General features: G+C 68.5%; 18 protein-coding genes. 5 read left to right on the forward strand and 13 right to left on the reverse strand.

Annotated elements, in window-relative coordinates:
• Positions 1 to 68: 68 nt before the first annotated feature.
• Both EDL96_RS07685 and EDL96_RS07690 read left to right on the forward strand, forming a co-directional pair.
• Positions 69 to 1,196, forward strand: a complete 1,128-nt coding sequence (locus EDL96_RS07685) for an S-(hydroxymethyl)mycothiol dehydrogenase (RefSeq protein WP_123825207.1) — start codon at positions 69 to 71, stop codon at positions 1,194 to 1,196.
• Complete coding sequence (locus EDL96_RS07690) at positions 1,196 to 1,855, forward strand: MBL fold metallo-hydrolase (protein ID WP_123825208.1); 660 nt, start codon at positions 1,196 to 1,198, stop codon at positions 1,853 to 1,855. The genes EDL96_RS07685 and EDL96_RS07690 overlap by 1 nt, the downstream gene beginning before the upstream one ends.
• 76 nt (positions 1,856 to 1,931) lie before the next feature.
• On the opposite strand, the gene EDL96_RS07695 is transcribed toward EDL96_RS07690, so the two are convergent.
• Positions 1,932 to 3,413, reverse strand: a complete 1,482-nt coding sequence (locus EDL96_RS07695) for an MFS transporter (RefSeq protein WP_123825209.1) — start codon at positions 3,411 to 3,413, stop codon at positions 1,932 to 1,934.
• A 117-nt stretch (positions 3,414 to 3,530) separates the two neighbouring features.
• On the opposite strand from EDL96_RS07695, the gene EDL96_RS07700 reads away from it, so the two are divergent.
• Complete coding sequence (locus EDL96_RS07700) at positions 3,531 to 4,670, forward strand: ADP-ribosylglycohydrolase family protein (RefSeq protein WP_123825210.1); 1,140 nt, start codon at positions 3,531 to 3,533, stop codon at positions 4,668 to 4,670.
• On the opposite strand, the gene EDL96_RS07705 is transcribed toward EDL96_RS07700, so the two are convergent.
• The 7 genes from EDL96_RS07705 to clpS form a co-directional block, all read right to left on the reverse strand.
• On the reverse strand, positions 4,660 to 5,529 hold the full coding sequence (locus EDL96_RS07705) for a phosphotransferase family protein (RefSeq protein WP_123825211.1): 870 nt from the start codon (positions 5,527 to 5,529) through the stop codon (positions 4,660 to 4,662). The two genes, EDL96_RS07700 and EDL96_RS07705, sit on opposite strands and share 11 nt — an antisense overlap.
• Positions 5,523 to 6,287, reverse strand: coding sequence for an RdgB/HAM1 family non-canonical purine NTP pyrophosphatase (gene rdgB / locus EDL96_RS07710; RefSeq protein ID WP_123825212.1), 765 nt, complete (start codon positions 6,285 to 6,287; stop codon positions 5,523 to 5,525). Before rdgB ends, EDL96_RS07705 begins: the two co-directional genes overlap by 7 nt.
• Positions 6,280 to 7,140, reverse strand: a complete 861-nt coding sequence (gene rph / locus EDL96_RS07715) for a ribonuclease PH (protein ID WP_123825213.1) — start codon at positions 7,138 to 7,140, stop codon at positions 6,280 to 6,282. Before rph ends, rdgB begins: the two co-directional genes overlap by 8 nt.
• Positions 7,141 to 7,193: 53 nt before the next feature.
• On the reverse strand, positions 7,194 to 8,039 hold the full coding sequence (locus EDL96_RS07720; protein ID WP_123825214.1) for an MBL fold metallo-hydrolase: 846 nt from the start codon (positions 8,037 to 8,039) through the stop codon (positions 7,194 to 7,196).
• Positions 8,036 to 9,007: a glutamate racemase gene (gene murI, locus EDL96_RS07725; protein WP_123825215.1), complete on the reverse strand. Its 972-nt coding sequence runs from the start codon at positions 9,005 to 9,007 to the stop codon at positions 8,036 to 8,038. The genes EDL96_RS07720 and murI overlap by 4 nt, the downstream gene beginning before the upstream one ends.
• Before the next feature lie 77 nt (positions 9,008 to 9,084).
• Positions 9,085 to 9,666 carry a DUF2017 domain-containing protein gene (locus EDL96_RS07730; RefSeq protein ID WP_123825216.1) on the reverse strand — a complete coding sequence of 194 codons (582 nt, stop codon included), beginning with the start codon at positions 9,664 to 9,666 and terminating at the stop codon, positions 9,085 to 9,087.
• Positions 9,666 to 10,082 (reverse strand): ATP-dependent Clp protease adapter ClpS, encoded by a 417-nt coding sequence (clpS, locus tag EDL96_RS07735; RefSeq protein ID WP_123825217.1) that lies wholly within the window; start codon positions 10,080 to 10,082, stop codon positions 9,666 to 9,668. Before clpS ends, EDL96_RS07730 begins: the two co-directional genes overlap by 1 nt.
• Positions 10,083 to 10,123: 41 nt before the next feature.
• Here clpS and EDL96_RS07740 point away from each other — a divergent pair, with 41 nt between their 5' ends.
• Entirely contained in the window at positions 10,124 to 11,452 is a 1,329-nt protein-coding gene (locus EDL96_RS07740) for a nicotinate phosphoribosyltransferase (RefSeq protein WP_123825218.1), read from the forward strand.
• Positions 11,453 to 11,507: 55 nt separating this feature from the next.
• On the forward strand, positions 11,508 to 12,188 hold the full coding sequence (locus EDL96_RS07745; RefSeq protein ID WP_123825219.1) for an isochorismatase family protein: 681 nt from the start codon (positions 11,508 to 11,510) through the stop codon (positions 12,186 to 12,188).
• A 57-nt stretch (positions 12,189 to 12,245) separates the two neighbouring features.
• Here EDL96_RS07745 and EDL96_RS07750 read toward each other — a convergent pair whose 3' ends face one another.
• From EDL96_RS07750 to EDL96_RS07770, 5 genes are all read right to left on the reverse strand, one after another.
• Positions 12,246 to 14,036 (reverse strand): DEAD/DEAH box helicase, encoded by a 1,791-nt coding sequence (locus EDL96_RS07750; protein WP_123825314.1) that lies wholly within the window; start codon positions 14,034 to 14,036, stop codon positions 12,246 to 12,248.
• 135 nt (positions 14,037 to 14,171) lie between these two features.
• Positions 14,172 to 14,501, reverse strand: coding sequence for a DUF3039 domain-containing protein (locus tag EDL96_RS07755; RefSeq protein WP_233568768.1), 330 nt, complete (start codon positions 14,499 to 14,501; stop codon positions 14,172 to 14,174).
• 54 nt (positions 14,502 to 14,555) lie between these two features.
• The gene (locus tag EDL96_RS07760) at positions 14,556 to 16,250 is read right to left on the reverse strand and encodes a hypothetical protein (RefSeq protein ID WP_123825220.1); all 1,695 of its coding nucleotides are present in this window, start codon (positions 16,248 to 16,250) and stop codon (positions 14,556 to 14,558) included.
• A complete protein-coding gene (locus EDL96_RS07765) occupies positions 16,232 to 17,134 on the reverse strand; it encodes an ABC transporter ATP-binding protein (protein ID WP_123825221.1) in 903 nt (300 codons plus the stop codon). Before EDL96_RS07765 ends, EDL96_RS07760 begins: the two co-directional genes overlap by 19 nt.
• Positions 17,135 to 17,264: 130 nt before the next feature.
• The gene (locus EDL96_RS07770; RefSeq protein WP_123825222.1) at positions 17,265 to 18,245 is read right to left on the reverse strand and encodes a co-chaperone YbbN; all 981 of its coding nucleotides are present in this window, start codon (positions 18,243 to 18,245) and stop codon (positions 17,265 to 17,267) included.
• Between the last annotated feature and the right edge of the window lie 24 nt (positions 18,246 to 18,269).

Here is an 18,269-nt window from a genome sequence, read left to right on the forward strand (position 1 = left end):
TGGCCGTGTCCTTTGTGCCCCTAGACTGGTGGCACCCTGCACGCCAACCACGAAAGCGGAGTCAATCCATGCATGAGGTCAAGGCCGTCGTCGTCAAGGCCAAGAACGAACCCGCCGTCGTCGAGACGATCCTGGTTCCCGACCCGGGCCCCGGTGAGGCGCTGGTGGACGTTCTCACCTGCGGAGTGTGCCAGACCGACCACCACTACCAGGTGGGCGGTGTCTCGGATGACTTCCCTTTCTTGTTGGGGCACGAGGCCACGGGCGTGGTGTCCGCGCTGGGCGAGGGCGTGACGGGCCTGGCGGTCGGCGATCGGGTGATCCTCAACTGGCGCGCCGTGTGTGGTGAATGCCGGGCCTGCCGTCGCGGAGAGCCCTGGTACTGCTTCGCCACCCACAACGCGAGCACCAAGATGACATTGCAGGACGGAACCGAGCTCACCCCCGCTCTGGGCATCGGCGCCTTCACGGAGAAGACGCTGGTGGCCGCCGGGCAGTGCACCAAGATCGACGGCGACCTGGAACCCTCGCAGTACGCGGCCGTTGGCCTGCTGGGCTGCGGCGTCACCGCCGGGCTGGGCGCCGTGTTGAACACCGGGGCGCTCAAGCGCGGTGAGACCGTGGCCGTCTTCGGCTGCGGCGGGGTGGGGACGGCCGCCGTCGCCGGGGCCAAGCTGGGCGGAGCCACGCGCATCATCGCCGTGGACCTGGACGACGAAAAGCTTGCCACCGCGCAGGGATTCGGTGCCACCGACCTCGTGAACTCACGCAACCAGGACCCGGTGGCCGCGATCCAGGAACTGACGGACGGAAACGGGGCTGATCTGGTGATCGACGCCGTGGGCATTGCCAAGACCTTCCAGCAGGCCTTCGAAGCACGCGACCTGGCCGGGCGCATGGTCCTGGTCGGGGTTCCGGATCCGGGGACCACGTGGGAGATTCCGCTGGACCAGGTGTTCGGTCGCGGCGGGTCCATCAAGTCCGCGTGGTACGGCGACTGCCTGCCCAATCGTGACTTCCCGATGTTCGTTGACCACTACCGGTTGGGGAACCTGGACCTGGACGGGTTCGTGTCCGAACGTATCTCGATCAACGACGTCGAACCGGCCTTCACCAAGATGCGCGAGAGCAAGGTCCTGCGCTCGGTGGTCGAACTGGAGAATCTGCACACCCTCGCCGACCAGGAGGTCCAGTGATGACCGAGATCGTCAAGGAATCGGCCGACGGCCGCGTTCGGGTCCAGAACTGCGTCACCAGTGGCACGTTCTCCCTGGACGGGGGAACGTGGGACGTGGACAACAACGTGTGGGTCGTGGGCAACGACGACGAGTGCTTTGTGATCGATCCCGCCCACTCCCCGGCCGTCGTCGCAGAGGCGGTCGGTGGACGCACGGTCAAAGGCATCCTCCTGACCCACGGTCACGACGACCACATCCGCGCCGCGCAGGACACCGCAGCGCTCATCGGTGGTCAGATCCATCTGCACCCAGCGGATCGGATGCTCTGGGACAGCGTCCATCCCGATACCGCCCCGGATCACGAGTTGACCGACGGGGAGGTCTTCGAACTGGACGGCATCGGGCTGACCGTTCTGTCCACGCCGGGCCACTCCCCCGGTTCCGTGTGCTTCCACAGCCCGGAACTGGGTGTGGTGTTTTCCGGTGACACCCTCTTCCAGGGTGGCCCCGGCGCAACGGGCCGTTCCTACTCGGACTTCCCCACCATCGTCGAGTCGATCCGCGAGCGCCTTCTGGTCCTGGCTCCAGAAACCGTGGTGCTCACCGGGCACGGCGACTCGACGACGATCGGCTCAGAGGCCGGGCACGTCCAGGAATGGTTGGACCGCGGCCACTGATCCGCGAACGCCCGCAAGGCGCACCGGGGGCCGACACCGATCGGTGTCGGTCCCCGGTGCGTACAGGGTCTGTCACTCACATGCCGACGGAGGTCGAGAAGTCACCGCCCGGGGCCCAGTGGGCACTGGCCGGCATGTCCAGCGCCACACGACGTCGTCGGTCGATGAAGAGGAAGGCCGTGGCCAGCAGGAGGGTCGAAGCCATGACGGGCAGCAGCGCCACGGTCTGGTAGCCCCCGTAATTCCCCAGCCACGCCGCCAGCACCAGGCCCGCGGCCATGCCGACCTGGATGAGCACGTACGTGATCGCGCTCAGCCCGGTCGTGAGGCGCCGCGGGCTGATGATGGGCACGATCCCGAACACGGCCACCAGAGTGGGGCCGGTGGCGGCCCCGATCACCGCGAGCACCAGCAGCATGCTGAACGGTCCCGAGGGAACCGACATGAGCATGGTGGCCAGCACACTCGCGGCGGCGCACAGGATCCACAGGTTCCACGGGCGGCGGATACCGAATCCGGCCGTGATCACCGCGGAGATCGCCGACAGGAGACCGAGCGCCGCGAACTGGGCGCCGATGCTCTCGACGACGTCGATGCTGGCGGCGAAATAGACAAGGCCGATCTGCACGGAGCCCCACAACAGACCCAAACAACCCCCACCGAGAACCGGAAGGAACCGCACGATGCGCCGTGAACGCCGACGACGACGTTCAGCGCGGTTCAGGTTCTTGCTCGAGCTCACCCACAGGGCTGTGCCCCACACGGGGAGACCGGCGGTGGGATGCAGCAGCAGCATGGCGGTCGAGATCACCAGGAGCCCGGAGCCGGCCATGACCCCGACGAGGGACCCGGCCATGATGGCGATCACCCCGGCCACGAGTGCGCCCAGGACCATGGCCAAAGCGTCCATGACGGCGTCGTGCCGCATGGTCAGGGCCGGGAGTGACTGGTCGCGGTGGTGGCGGAGGATCGAGGGCCACCGCAGCCTTGTGGCAATGCCCAGCTGAGGTGAGGCGGCACCCACCAACAGACACAGGTACCAGGGCCAGGGACCGAAGGGGTCATGGGCGCGAGCCACCAGGGTCTGCACCAGCCAGAGCACCGTCAGGACCTGGAGCACGGTCTGAACCAGGATCCCCCACTGGAAGTACTTCCAGGGTGCGTACAGACCCGTGATTCCGGTCGACACGGCGTGTCCGAGATAGATGGCGGCGGCACACAAGGCCCCCCACGAACCCGAGCCGGAGGCCACCGCGACGTACACCATGACGCTCAACGGCATGACCACGCTCGGGAGGCGGACCAGCAGCGTGAGCACCAGGTACCAGCGGCCGACCACCGACTGGAGGCGACGGAAGTCGCCGAACAGGATCTCGCTCCACGAGGGCCGCGGCTCCGCGGCCAGACCGGGTGATCCGGTGAGCTGAATTCTGGAGCGCACGGGGGCCGACGGCGACTCGGCCGGGACCGCGTCGCCGGGCTCCGGGTCAGGGCTCGAGGGACCCACGGAGGGACCCGCGGAGGGCGTGGTGTTTTCGGGCTGGCTTCCCGTGCTCATCACCCTCCTTCCGGTCGACGGTCGTGCTACGCGCGTGGCACCGGGCCCAGACTACCGGGAGGGACGCGCAGCGGGGCCGCGGGGCTACCGGTCGGTCCAGTTCCTAGACTGGTGGGCATGTCCACCGGCACTCCTGCACCATACGCCTCCGGCCACCCCTCGGAACCTCTGTTGGATCCGGAGGTCGGGCTGCCACCTCACCCAGCCGCAGCGCACTCGCTGCCTGAATGTGTTCAGGCCGTGCTACTGGGTAGCGCCCTGGGCGACGCCGTTGCCGAGGCCGGAGCTGACGCCTTGGACGGGAGCGGTGCCACGGATACTTCGGCCGGCCCACCGCTGGCCCTGTCCGGGACCACGCAATTGGTCCTCTACACGCTGGACGGCCTGCTGGAAGCCGTCGAATGGGCCAATGTGGGCCAGCCGGCCGACGAGACCGCCTGCCTGTGGTTGGCGTACCTGCGCTGGTTGCGCACACAGGACCACCCGTGGCCCGACAACGCCCCGTCACCCCTCCCACGCTGGATCGACGCCGAGGCAGCACTGGCCGTGACGCGGCGGCCCGATGCGCAGACGCTGGCGGCGTTGTCCACGGGAGCCATGGGAGAGGTCGAGCGTCCGGTGGTCCCCGGGGCGATGGGGCCGGGTGCCATGTCCCGGTCGGTGGCCTTCGGTCTGCTCCCCGTGGGGTGGAAGTCCCTGACCACGCTGACCGTCAACGGAGCAGCCATCACCCACGGCCACCCCGAGGCGCAAGTGGCCGCCGTCGCGTATGCGTTGAGCATCCAGGCGACGGTCAACGCTGCACAGCGCGCCATCACCGAACCGGTGCGAGCAGGAGTGCAAGCCGCGCTGGAGGTGCTGCCGACCGTCACCCGTCCCGGGGAACACACGATCGCGGCGTTGCGCACGGCCCTGGACACCTCCGACGGCGCGGTGAGCCCCGAGCAGCTGCTCGAACGGCTGGGTACTGATCAGCATGAGGCTCCCGAGGCCCTGGCCGCCGGGGTCTGGGCAGCCCTGGTCGCCGAACGGAACGGTGGGGAAGCTGACCGCATGGATCACGCGCTGCACTCGGGCGCGAAGGTCGCCGTCGAGAATCCGCACGCGGTCGGGTCGGTGGCCGGTGCCCTCACCGGTGCAGGGCTGCCGGACCCGGGCGTGTCGACACGGTGGGCGCGAGCACTGCACGGTGGTTCGGCCGTGCAGGCGGCCGGGCGCCGGTGGTGCGACGAACTGGGATGGAACGTCAGTTCTTGAGCAGCTGGCGCAGCCGGGTGTCGATCCACTCGTCGGCTCGCGTAACCGCCTGATTGACCTGGGCCGTGTCCATCTCCTGGACCAGGGTGTAGGCCACGGACTGCATGGGGATGATCCGGGCGTGCAACCGGGCGCGCTGCAGGATCTCCGGGGGAACCACCCTTTCGAGGGTGTCCCACCCGAAACACAGGGCCAACGTGGCCACGTCCTGCGCCGGATCCCCCAGGCAGGCGTGGTCCCAGTCGATGACCCCGGACAGATCGTCGCCCTGCCAGAGCATGTTGTGGTTCATCAGGTCCGAATGGACCAACCGAGGTGTGACCACCTCGAGGTGCGCCAGGTCGTTGATCGCCTCCCGTGCCAGTTCACGGTTACGCGGCAGCAGCATGGGGACGACCTCCTCCAGCATGACGTGCCGACGCTTGTGGCCTCCCCAGTGCTGTCCCGGACGGTCCAGGAAGCCGTCGAAGTCCGAGGTGTCGGTGGCCCAGATCTGTTCGAGCAGGCGCCCCAGGCCGGCTGCCGGAACCCCCGCGCCCCGGTGGGAGCCGGGGACCCAGGTCAGTCCCACCGCGGTGTGGCCCTTGGCCGAAATGGTGCTGGTCAGCGGGCGGGGAACGGCGAAGTCGTACTCCGGCAAGCGGCGCAGCACTTCCGTTCGGCGCGCCAGGTTCTTGCGGGCCGACGGGTTCTTGGCGATCCGCACGGTGATGCGTTTGTCGATCTCCACCACCAGGTGGGAGGAACCGGTGGGAACCACGGACCACCGTGTGCAGTCGCTCTTCTCCCCGAGTTCTGCCAGCACGGCGTCCACGACGTCCGCGAACGGCATCATCCTGCGGAGCATCTGGGCTACCACGGCTGGTTCTCCGGTCCGGCGGGTGCGGAGCCTTCGGCAGGTTTCCCCGCTCGAAGCACGTGGAGGACGTGGGGCATCAAGGCACGAACGGCCCGGCCACGATGGCTGATCGCGTTCTTCTGCTCCGCCGTGAGTTCCGCGCAGGTCAGATCGAGCCCGTCGGGTTGAAGAACGGGGTCGTAGCCGAAACCGCCCTGACCGGCGGGCTCCGTCCGTAGCGTCCCACGCAGGATCCCGTGTTCCACGTGCTCGTACCCGTCGGGAGTCACCAGTGCTGCCGCGCACACGAACTGGGCACCGCGGTGCTCGGGGGCGATGTCCCCCAGCTGAGCCAGCAGCAGTTTCAGGTTCGCCCTGTCCGCGCCATGGGTGCCCGACCACCGAGCCGAGAAGATCCCGGGAGCGCCGCCGAGCACGTCCACCGCCAGCCCGGAGTCATCTGCCACGGCCGGAAGTCCGGAAGCGGCGGCCGCGGCACGCGCCTTGATCAGGGCGTTGGCCTCGAACGTGGTTCCGTCCTCGACGGCCTCCACCAGGCCGAGTGATCCGGCGTCGACGACGGCTGCCTGGGCGTCCAGCTCCGGGGCGGCCGCGGCAACCATGTCCCGAAGTTCCGACAACTTGCCCACGTTGTGCGTCGCGAGGACCAGACGCGCACCGTCAGGAGCCGGGGACGGGTCGTCTCCGTCCCCCGCGACGGCATGCTCGGACCGATCGTGACGAGGACTCGCGGGTGAGTCGGGTTCCGGGTCAGGCATCTCGTGTTTCCCCCAGTGTCTGTTGCTGGATCTGCGCCAGTTCCGCGCAACCGGCCACGGCCAGGTCGAGCAGGCTGTCCAGTTCCTGACGGTCGAAGGGCGCACCCTCCGCCGTGCCCTGGACCTCGACGAAGGCCCCGGACCCGGTGACCACCACGTTCATGTCGGTCTCGGCCCGTACGTCCTCCGGATACGGCAGGTCCAGCATCGCGACGCCGTCGATGATGCCGACAGAGACCGCGGAGACGGAATCGACCAGGGGCTGGCCCTTGACCAGTCCCTCCTTGCGTGCCCAGACCATTGCTTCGGCCAGGGCCACGTAGGCGCCCGTGATGGCAGCCGTACGGGTTCCACCGTCGGCCTGCAGGACGTCGCAGTCCAGGACCACGGTGTTCTCCCCGAGTGCCTGGAGGTCGATGATCGCGCGTAGGGACCGACCGATCAGCCGTGAGATCTCGTGGGTCCGCCCACCGATCTTGCCCTTGACCGATTCGCGCTGCGAGCGGGTGGAGGTGGCCCGCGGCAACATGGCGTACTCGGCGGTCACCCAGCCTCGGCCCTCCCCACGCATCCAGCGCGGGACCCCTTCGGTCACGGACGCGGTGCACAGGACCCGGGTTCCGCCGAACTCGATGAGAGCGGATCCTTCGGCCTGCTGGGACCACCCGCGGGTGATGGTGATGGGACGCAGTTGGTCCACGGTGCGGCCGTCCGCTCGGCGGAAGCCGGTGCCGGCGGTGACCTGCGTGGAATCACCGACTGTGGAATCACCGGCTGCCGAACCAACGACGTCCGACGGGGTCGTGGTTTCGGTGGTCACTGCGGCGTTCGCTGCGGAGGCGTCGGAGCTCATGCGACTCAGGATAGTCCCGCGCAGGACTCACACCAACGCGGACGGGCCGGTGATCAGCCCTCGCGAGCACCCACGCGGCCGTTGACCGCGCGGCCGGCCAGGCGTTCGGAGTCGGCGACGATGCGGAAAGTCGTGGCGGGCTGTGCCAAAGCGATCGGGCCGTCGTACGCGGAGGCGGCCTCGATGACGGCCTTGGTCGGGGAGTTCCAGACCGGGATGTGGGTGAGCATCAACTCGTCCACTTCAGCTTCCTGGGCTGCCTGACCCGCGCGCAGACCGGTCAGGTGGACGTCGCGGTATTCGTCGCGGCCTTCCTGGTAGGCGGCCTCGCACAGGAACAGGTCGGCGTCGCGGGCCGCCCGTACCAGGCCCTCGCACGAGTCCGTGTCTCCGGAATAGGTCAGCACGCTGCGGCCCTGGCCGCCGTCGTATTCGACCCGCAAGGCATAAGGGTCCTCGACCGGATGGTTCACCCGGTAGGGGGTCACGCGGAACGGTCCGATCTGGACCTGCACCTCGTCCTGCCATTCGTTGAAGATGAACTCCGTGGACATCCCCGGGTCGGCCTCCATGGCCTGGGCCGCCGCGAGGTATTCGTGAGTCCCCTTGGGCGCCCAGACCGGGATGCGGTCACCGGGCCACCCGCGGGGGTCCCACTTCACGGCGACGTGCAGCCCGGCCAGGTCCACGCAGTGGTCCGGATGGAGGTGACTGATGATCACGGCGTCGAGTTCGTGCAGGTCGATGTGGCGCTGCAGGGAACCGAGGGAACCGTTGCCCATGTCCATGAGCACGTGCCAGACCCGCCCGTCGTGGTCGGTGCCCGTCAACAGGTAACTCGAGGCCGGCGAATCGGGGCCCGCGAACGAGCCGGTGCAGCCGATGACGGTGAGGTTCATGCCTTGTTACCTTTCGGGGTCGAAGGGACGGGCCGCGCTCCGTTGCGGGCCTCCATCAACATTTCCGGGGTGATCTTGGACAGCGATCCGGTGGGGAACTGCTCGGCCACGGAGCCGACATGCCGCACCCGCAGCACCTCCGGGCCCAGGAATCGCCGCGCGAGTTCCTCGAAGGGTTCGGGGTCCCCGGTGGCCAGGAATTCGTGCGGCTCGTCAGCGGGGACAGAACGGGCCAGGTCGTGACCCATGAGGGCGCGGAACACGTCCTTGGCGGTCTCCTCCGCACTCGAGACCAGGGTGACCCCCTCGCCCATGACGTAGGAGATCACGCCCGTCAGGAGCGGGTAATGGGTACAGCCCAGGACCAGGGTGTCGATGCTGCGCTCCTGCAGCGGAGCCAAGTACTCCTGAGCGGTGGCCAGGACCTCGGGGCCCGTGGTGACGCCCGATTCCACGAACGGGACGAACCGCGGGCAGGCGACGGAATGGATCTCCAGCTGCGGGGCGGCGGCGAACGTGTCCTCGTAGGCCCTCGACCCGACGGTGGCCTGTGTGGCGATCACGCCGACCCGCCCGTTGCGGGTGGAGGCCACGGCGCGACGGACGGCCGGCTGGATGACCTCGACGACGGGGATCCCGTAGGTCCGGGTGTAGCGCTCGCGGGCGTCACGCAGCACGGCCGCCGAGGCTGTGTTGCACGCGATCACCAGGAGCTTGACTCCCGTGTCCACGAGTTCGTCCATGATGCGCAACGCGTGGGCCCTGACCTCCGCGATCGGCAGCGGACCGTAGGGGCCGTTGAGGGTGTCCCCCACGTAGACGATGCGTTCATTGGGCAACTGATCGATGATCGCTCGCGCCACGGTGAGACCGCCCACACCGGAATCGAACACTCCGATGGGTGCATCCGCCACGGGACGCACTGTGGGGCGGTCGTCGTCGACCGGAACGCTCAAATCGGGGTGCATAGACCCCAAAGAGTAGTCGGCTTTCCACCGACCCCTCGAACCGAGAGACGCACCTCACTTCATGAATGAGACGCAGATCACCGCTTGATGTGATCCCCCGGCAGGTCCAGCAACATCGCCTCGACCAATGAATTCAGTAGCCAGGAAACGAATCCGTAGACCACCGACATGTAGGTCTCGGGGTTGTCGACGTCGTTGACGTCCACGGACGCGGCGAGTTCCTCGATCCTGCGGGCGTCGTCCGAGGATTCGACGTGCAGTCGCGTGGCCAGGACCAACCGGACGTCATTGAGTGCGCGGGAGAAGTCCACGGCCCCGTCGCCCTCCAGCTGCACCGGATCGTGTTCCACGGCCATCGCGGCACGACGCAGGGCACCCACCTTCTCCTCCCGCAGGCTGCGGTCGGTGTAGCGCCGGAACTCCTCGGCGCGCTCTGGATCGGTGGAACCTTCGGGCAACAGTCTCCGAAGGGCTGGATCCTGGGGAGCCTCGACGTCTCCGGAGAGCCCGACCAGTTGCTCCAGCGGATCCTCCGAAGTCGTGTGGTCACCTTCGAGCATCGTGACGACGTCTTCGAAGAGCCGCCGCAGCAGGCCCCTCTCCTGGGGGTCCAACCGAGCGATCAATCCGTGCGACGTGGAACGAAACGGCTGCGCCATCAGTGCCGACCCTCCTGGTTTCCACCGGCGTTTCCGTCGTTCTGTCCCCCGGCGCGTTCGTACGTGGCCCAGAGCCCGTAACCGTGCAGAGCAGCCACGTGCTTCTCCGCCTCCTCCAGGGTCCCGGAGGTCACGACGGCTCGCCCGTCGGTGTGGACGGCCATCATGAGCGTGTGTGCCTTGGACTGCGGGAAGCCGAAATAGGTGCGGAAAACCCACGTCACCCAGCTCATCAGATTCACGGGGTCGTCCCACACCACGACCTGCCACGGTGTGTCCGTGGCGACCTGTTCCGATGCGCTGGTCTCCGTCCGCTCGTCCACGGCGGGCCCCAGGGTTGCGGTAGAACACACCGACAGGGGCAGGGCCGCGCGAGCGGATCGGCCACCGTGCGGAGGGTGCTTCGTGAAGATCATGATTGCTCCATGGTACGGGCCCTCCCACTAGAGTGGCGCGTGTGAACGCACAGACTTCCACCTGGACCCCGGCACCGACGTCGTTGCTCACGGACCACTACGAACTGACCATGCTGCAGGCCGCGTTGCGGGACGGCACGGCCGAACGCCGAAGCGTCTTCGAGGTCTTCTCCCGCCGCCTCTCCGCCGGGCGACGCTACGGCATCGTCGCCGGAACGGGACGGTTCCTCGAAGGCCTGCGGGAGTTCCGTTTCGAAGGACCTCGCCTGGACTTCCTGCAACGCACGGGAGTGATCGACTCCGCGACGGCCAATTGGCTGGCCGAGTTCGAGTTCACGGGCCAGATCGACGGATACGCGGAGGGCGAGGCCTGGTTCCCCAACTCCCCCGTGCTGCGCGTCGAAGGCAGTTTCGCCGAGGCCTGCGTGCTGGAGACCTACATCCTCTCCGTGCTCAACTACGACTCCGCCGTCGCCTCCGCGGCCTCGCGTATGACTTCGGCCGCGGGCAGCCGCCCCTGCCTGGAGATGGGTTCCCGGCGAGCACACGACCAGGCCGCCGTCGCCGCGGCCCGCGCCGCCGTGATCGCAGGATTCACGGGGACCTCCAACCTCGAGGCCGGGTACCGGTACGGGGTGACCACCATCGGGACGGCGGCACACTCCTTCACCCTGCTCCACGACGACGAAGAGTCGGCCTTCCGTTCCCAGCTGCAGGCCCAGGGCCTGGGCACCACCCTGCTCGTGGACACCTACGACGTCGAAGCAGCCGTCCGCAAGGCCGTGGAGCTGGCCGGGGCGGAACTCGGTGCGGTGCGCCTGGACTCCGGTGACCTGGCCGTCCAGGCGGTGCGGGTCCGGGAACTGTTGGACGAACTGGGCAATCCGGACACCAAGATCACCGTGACCTCCGACCTGGACGAATACGCCATCGCGGGCCTGGCTGCGGCACCGGTCGACTCCTACGGGGTGGGCACTCGCCTGGTCACCGGCTCCGGAGTTCCCACGTCCTCCATGGTCTACAAGCTGGTGGCCCGCGAGAACGCCGCGGGCGACCTGGAGCCCGTGGCGAAGAAGGCCACGGGCAAGGGGTCGATCGGCGGCCGCAAGACCGCCCTGCGTCGTCGCAACGCCCAAGGCGTGGCCACCCACGAGATCGTGGGCATCGACACGGTCCCCGTCGACGACGGCGACGACCGCCCCCTCATGCAGCCGTTCGTTCGCGACGGGGAACTGTTGGACGGATGGACCGGGCCGGATGCCGTCCTGCGAGCGCAACGACGGCACGCGGGGACCATGGCCGAACTCCCCCGGGCGGCCGCGCGGCTGTCCGAGGGCGAACCCGTCATCCCGACGGTCCTGGAATCCTGACCTCACGCGAGCCAACACCCAACGGAACCGACCCGGAGACGAGAGGATTGCCGACATGTCCAGAGCATTGATCGTGGTGGACGTCCAGAACGACTTCTGTGAGAACGGCTCCCTGGCCGTTGAGGGAGGCGCGGCCGTGGCCGCTGCCGTCTCGGAGCACATCGAGGACCGGCACGGGGACTACGACGCCGTGGTGGCCACCCAGGACTGGCACGTGGACCCGGGGGCGCATTTCTCCGAGACTCCGGACTACGTGGACTCCTGGCCCGTGCACTGCGTGGCCGACACCGAAGGCGCCGAACCGCACGAGGACTTCGAGACCGACCGGGTCGAGGCGTGGTTCCGAAAGGGCGAGTACGAGGCCGCCTACTCGGGCTTCGAAGGCGTCCTCGCCCCGGACACCTCCACGCCCATGGGCGTGTTCGAGGAGGAGACCGCCGACGACGAAGGATTCGCCAACACGGGTGAGTCAGCCGAGGACGAGGCGGAGGGATCCGCAGCAACCGACGGCCCGTCGCAGAGCCTGGACGACTGGTTGCGGGGACGAGGGATCGACTCCGTGGACGTCGTGGGGCTTGCCACCGACCACTGCGTGAAGGCAACGGCACTGGACGCCGTCGACGCCGGGTACGACACCCGCGTGCTGGTCGCGTTGACCGCCGGGATCACGCCGGAGTCGGTGGAGCGCGCCCTGACCGACATGGCCGACGCGGGCGTCGAGGTGGTTCGGGACTGATCGGTGGGGGCCGGGTCAGCGGGTCCGGATCTGCTGGTCCGACTCACCCGGCCGGACTCACTTGCGGCCGATGAACCAGTTCTGCATCTTGGCCAGTCGCGCTTCCAGCTGCTCCTGGGTGGCCTGCGCGACGGCCGGACCGCCGCAGGCCTTCCGCAGCTCGTTGTGGATCACACCGTGCGGTTTGCCGGTGCGCGCCGACCAGGCCGAAACGTTCTTGGCCAGTTGCTGCCGGAGTTCCTTCATCCGTCGGTGGTCGGGGACGGACGACTTCTCCTGCGGACGTGACTGGCCGTTGGACCGCTTGCGCGCGTGCTCGGACTGCCGCTCCCGCAGCAAGGTCGTGACCTGCTCGGCGTCCAGCAGGCCAGGGATCCCCAGGTAGTCCGCCTCCTCCTCCGAACCGGCCGCCACACCACCACCGAACTCACCGCCGTCGAAGAGCACCCCGTGGAAGGAGGCATCGGACTCCAGGGCCTTGAACTTGCCGTCCGCCAGTTCGGAGGAGGCCCGTTCGGATCGGTTGGCGGCCTCCAGGGCGTCGTCGTCCCATCCGGTTTCCGCCAGGTCGATGATCTCCCCGCTGTCCTGTGCGGGGCGGTCCAGCGCGTGATCGCGCTCCTGTTCCATCGAGTTGGCGTGGCCCATCAGGACCGGGACGGACGGCAGGAATACGGAGGCGATCTCCCCGCGTTTGCGGGCGCGGACGAAGCGCCCCACGGCCTGGGCGAAGAACAGCGGCGTGGAGGTCGACGTCGCGTAGACCCCGACCGCCAGACGCGGAACGTCCACGCCCTCGGAGACCATGCGGACCGCGACCATCCAGCGCTGCTCGCCTTCGGAGAACTCCTCGATCCGACGCGAGGCCTCCTTATCGTCGGAAAGCACCACCGTGGGCTTCTCGCCAGTGAGCTTCTCCAGCAGTTGTGCATAGGCCTTGGCGTCCTGGTGGTCCGTGGCGATCACCAGGGCGCCGGCGTCCGGGACCGTGCGTCGTACCTCGGAGAGTCGACGGTCGGCCCCCTGCAGAACCGCCGGGATCCACTGCCCGTCCGGGGCCAGCGCGGTACGCCAGGCATGGCCGGTGATGGACTTGGTGAAGCCCTCTCCCAGTTCCGCGGCCATCTCCTCGCCGGCCGAGGTGCGCCACCGCATCTGCCCGGAGTAGGCCATGAAGATCACGGGGCGGACCACGTGGTCCTTGAGCGCGTCCCCGTACCCGTAGGTGTAGTCGGCCTTGGAGCGCCGGATGCCGTCCGCGTCCTCCTGGTAGGTCACGAACGGGATGGGTGCCGTGTCCGAGCGGAACGGCGTACCCGTCAGGGACAGACGATGAGCGGCCGGTTCGAAGGCCTCGCGGAGCCCGTCGCCCCAGGACAGGGAGTCACCGGCGTGATGGATCTCGTCCATGATGACCAGGGTGCGGCCCTGCTCGGTCCGGGCCCGGTGCAGCAGCGGCTTCATGCCGACCTGCGCGTAGGTCAGAGCCACGCCGATGTAGCCCCGGGCGTGCTGGCCGTCGGCGTTCTTGAAATTGGGGTCGATGGCCAAGCCCACCCGCGCGGCGGCATCCGCCCACTGGCGTTTGAGATGCTCGGTGGGGCATACGACGGTGATCCGGTTGATCGCACCGCGGTCCACGAGTTCCCGGGCGAGGCGCAGGGCGAAGGTGGTCTTCCCCGCACCGGGGGTGGCCACGGCCATGTAGTCGCGGGGCTGGGTGGCGAAGTAGCGCTCCAGTGCCTCTGCCTGCCAGGCGCGCAACTTGCCCGCAGTGCCCCACGCCGCTCGTTCGGGGTATGCCGGAGGCATTTCGGCGGCTGAACCGCCGAAGAGCGTGGGTTGCATCTCATCGGACACGGGCGAAGCAGAACCTTTCACACATGACAATCCCGCCGAGTGTCCGTTTACGGTCGCCCAACGGGGGCGGAAATGTCCGAACTCGGACACTCGGCAGGGGTGGGACGGGGCGGGGTGGGCCGGTCAGTTGGAGGGGGTGTCCCCGCCGTCCTTGGGTGCCTTCAACCCGTCGTAGATTTCCTTGCAGGTGGGGCAGACCGGGAACTTCTGGGGGTCACGCCCGGGGACCCACACCTTGCCGCACAACGCGATCACGGGCTCCCCGGACAACGCCGACTCCATGATCTTCTCTTTGCGCACGTAGTGGGCAAACCGCTCGTGGTCGCCCGGCTCCTGCAGTTCCCGCGTCTCCTCGCGTTCGATCGTGGAGGTGCCGCCCACGGGCTCCGTGGAGGTGCTGCGGGAGAACGGCCAGGGGCCGGCCACGGTCAGGTGCGAATCGTGGGAAGTCATGCGCGCCAGTGTACTCGCCGGGCCCGACGACGCCGCGACCCGGGGCATGCCGGTTCACCGATACGTGGAGACCGTGGCCAGCAGCTCGGGGCCCCGCGCGTCGAGCCATTTGCCGCCCAACCACACGCCACCGGCGCACAGCAGGGGCCCCAGAACGACGCCGACCGCCAGCGCGGCGAATCCCCATCCGGGTGCCCCTGTGACCATTTGCACGATGAGCAGTACGACCACGGGCAACGCCATCACGACCATGACCGCGAAGACCACGAACTGGACCAGGACGTTCAGCACGGTGAAACCCTGCGGTGTCTTGAACGGCGACTGGCCCGGCAGCGGCACCGGGTACGTGTACCGGGCCGAGACCACGGAACTCAGCCCGGCACCGCCCAGCAGAGACATGGTCGCCACACCCACCAGGGCGGGCAGCAGGTCCAGCCGATCCGTGAAGATTGCCGACAGAGCCACACCGAGCCCGGTGAGCGGGACACCCGGCAGCAGCATGCCGATCACCCGCCCCAGTCGATCCGCCCACCCGGGAACACCGGTCAACAGGTGCAGGGCGAAGGCCTTGTGGTCGTAGGCCACGTCCGCGGAGATGGCATAGGCCATCAGGAACCCCACGAAGGGCCCCGCGAAGATCAGGAGGTTGGCCCCGTTCATGGAGGAGAACCAGAACAGCACGAACATCACCGGGATGATCACGAGCGAACCCGAGTACCGGGGATCCTTGAGCCAGTAGGTCAGCGTACGGGCCGTCACGGCCGCCCACGGTTTGGCCGGAAGCCGGTCGAAGAGTCCCGCTCCCTTGATCCGGTTGCGTCCCCCACCGGAATTGACCGCACCCGTTGCCTGCTCCAGGGACCTGCGCAGCGCAGCGTCCCACGCCCACAGCAGCAAGCCCACCGTCAGCACGACGACGGCCAACCGCGCGGCCGCGGCCAACCAGTTCCCGGCGGCCACGTCCGCGGGAACTGCCCACAGGGCACCCACCGGTGTCCAGGCCACGACGTCGGCGATCGAGTACAACCGTTCGCCCAGGGAGTCCACACCGGCGAACAGCCCCGTGAGGATCGGCCCGGCCAGCATGAGCAACACCAGGAAGATCAGGGTGATCGCATCCCCCACCCGCCGTTTGGCGGAGATCCTCTCGGCCAGTGCCGTGAGACAACGATTGCCCAGGACCATGAAGAACCAACCGACGGGGCCCAGGAGGAGGGCCGTCACCAACGCAGCTGCATCCTGACGCCAGACGAACGCGTGGACAATCAACGCGACCAGCGTCAGGGGCCCCGCGATTCCGACCAGGGCACCCAGGATCTGGCCCGTGGCGATTCCCCTCCGCGGCAACGGAAACACCGCGAACTGGCTCGCGTGCAGAGTGGCATCCGCCCGGCCGGACACGATGGCGAACACCCACCACAGGACCGTCCCGCCCGCGGCGACCAGGATCGCCGTCGCGCGGACCCCTTCGGGTGGAAGGATGCCCGGTACGCTCACCAGCGCGATGCCCGCGAGTGACATCATGAACAGGCCCCACAGCCCACCCAGGGCGACGCCGACGATCACGGCGATGCTGCGGGTGAGTACGGCCCAGGTGAGGCGCGCCTTGAGGCCGAACAGCAATCGTGCCGTCCGCAACGTCCCGGGCCCGCGTCCGTGTGCGGATTCACGGCCAGGCGACGGTGTGGTGGCGCGGCCCGACGACGGCGCCGTGCCGGGGCCGAGACTGGTCACCGAGGACGAAGCCATGTCAGCCCCTCTCCCACGTGCGTCCGTCCACCGACCAGGTCGACGAAGGTCTCCTCCAGGGACGAATCACCCCGGACCTGTTCGACCGTGCCCGCCGCCAGCAACCGCCCGTTGTCCACGACGGCCACGTGGTCGCACATGCGCTGCACCAGGTCCATGACGTGGCTGGAGACGATCACGGTGCCGCCGGAGGCCGCATAGTCCTGGAGCAGTTCGCGGATGTTGGCCGCGGAGACGGGGTCGACGGCCTCGAACGGTTCGTCGAGCACCAACAGTCCCGGTGCGTGCACCATGGCGGCGGCCAGCATGATCTTCTTCCGCATACCGGCCGAGTAGTCCTGGACGGCCGTTCCGCCGTCGTCGGTGAGGTCCATGGCGCGCAGCAGGTCCTCGGTCCGTTCCCGCACCGTGTCACGGTCCATTCCGCGCAACAGCCCGGCGTAGGTGACCAGCTGGCGGCCGGAGAGGCGCTCGAAGAGATTCATGCCGTCCGGCAACACGCCCATCGCCATCTTTGCCGCCCGCGGATCACCCCAGACGTCGATGCCGGACACCGTGGCGCGTCCTTCGGTCGGCCGCAGCAGTCCGGTGAGCATGGACAGCGCCGTGGTCTTGCCCGCGCCGTTACGCCCGACCAGCCCGTAGAAGGCCCCGTGCGGAACGTCCAGGCTGAGGCGGTTCACCGCGATCTTGGACTGGGCGGTCCCGATGCCGAAGACCTTGGTCAGACCGCGCAGGCTCACCGCCGAGTTCGGGTCGGGCTCAGGACCGGGGGCCGGTGGCAGGAAGCCCGTGCGGACCTCGCCCGATCCGGGGTAAGGCGCGGCCGCACCGGATGGCGACTCTTGTTCGGTGGGCTGGACAGGAGGCGACTCTTGGCTCATACGTCCAGGCTAGCGACCGGGCTCACACCACCCCACCCGTCGAAAGGATGAGCTCCTACGTCACCGGAGCACCGTCTCCCCCGCGAGGTCACCTGCGCCTCCTCCTCCCGGGGGACCCCGGGACAAGGCCTCAGAACAGGGCGCGCATCAGCTGTGAACGGGCGGACACCACGCGGGGGTCCTCCGCCCCCACCACGCCGAAGAGTTCGACCAGGCGCTGCCGCACGGTTTCGCGTTCCTCACCCGCGGTACGACGGACCACGTCGAGCAGGCGACGGAAGGCGTCCTCCACGTGGCCGCCGGAGACATCCAGGTCCGCCACGTCGAGCTGGGCCGTGACGTCCGCCGGGTCATCAGCGGCGGCCTTCCGGACGGCGTTGGCGTCCATGGTGGTCACGCGCTTGAGCAACTGCACCTGTGCCAGGGCGAGCTTGGCCTGGTTGTCCCCCGGGTTCTCCCGAATGGCCTGTTCGTAGGCCGCCTGGGCGCCGTCGAGATCACCCGCTTCCAGCTTGTCAACCGCCTCCTGGTGCAGCGGCGGCAGGGGTTCCGGCTCGGCGGACGTGGTGGGTTCGACGCGACCGTTGACGCCGTTCTGTTCGGCCAGCGTCAGCAGTTCCGTGAACACGGGCGCCAGTTGCTCGACGGGGACCGTGGACTGGGCGATCGGGACGGGTCGCCCACCGATCATTGCGACGACCGTGGGCACCGACTGCACCTGGAGAGCCTGAGCCATTTCGGGCAGTCGCTCGATGTCCGCCACCGCCAGCAGAAGCCGCCCGTCGAACCGGTCGATCTCCGCCGAGACCTGATCGGCGAACTGGGTGGATTCGGGTGAATAGCTCGCGGTCAGAACCAGAACCACGGGCACCTGGGCGGAAAGTTCTGCGACCTCCTGGAACTGCTGGATGTCCCCCACGTCCCGTCGGTACGACGCCCCCGCGTCCCCCGGCGTCGAGCCGTCCGGTCCCGCCTGGGGGGCTGCCGAGTTCGTCCCGGCGTGGCCACCCACCGTGGCTGCGGCACCCAGGTCCACGGCCCCTCGGACCGAGGCGGGAACGGCGTCGTCGGGCTGGGCACGGGCTGCGGGATTCTGCGGGTTCATGCTCATGGGCTCGAGTCTAATGGTGTCCCC

This window comes from Kocuria soli, assembly GCF_003797835.1.
GTDB classification, from domain to species: domain Bacteria; phylum Actinomycetota; class Actinomycetes; order Actinomycetales; family Micrococcaceae; genus Kocuria; species Kocuria soli.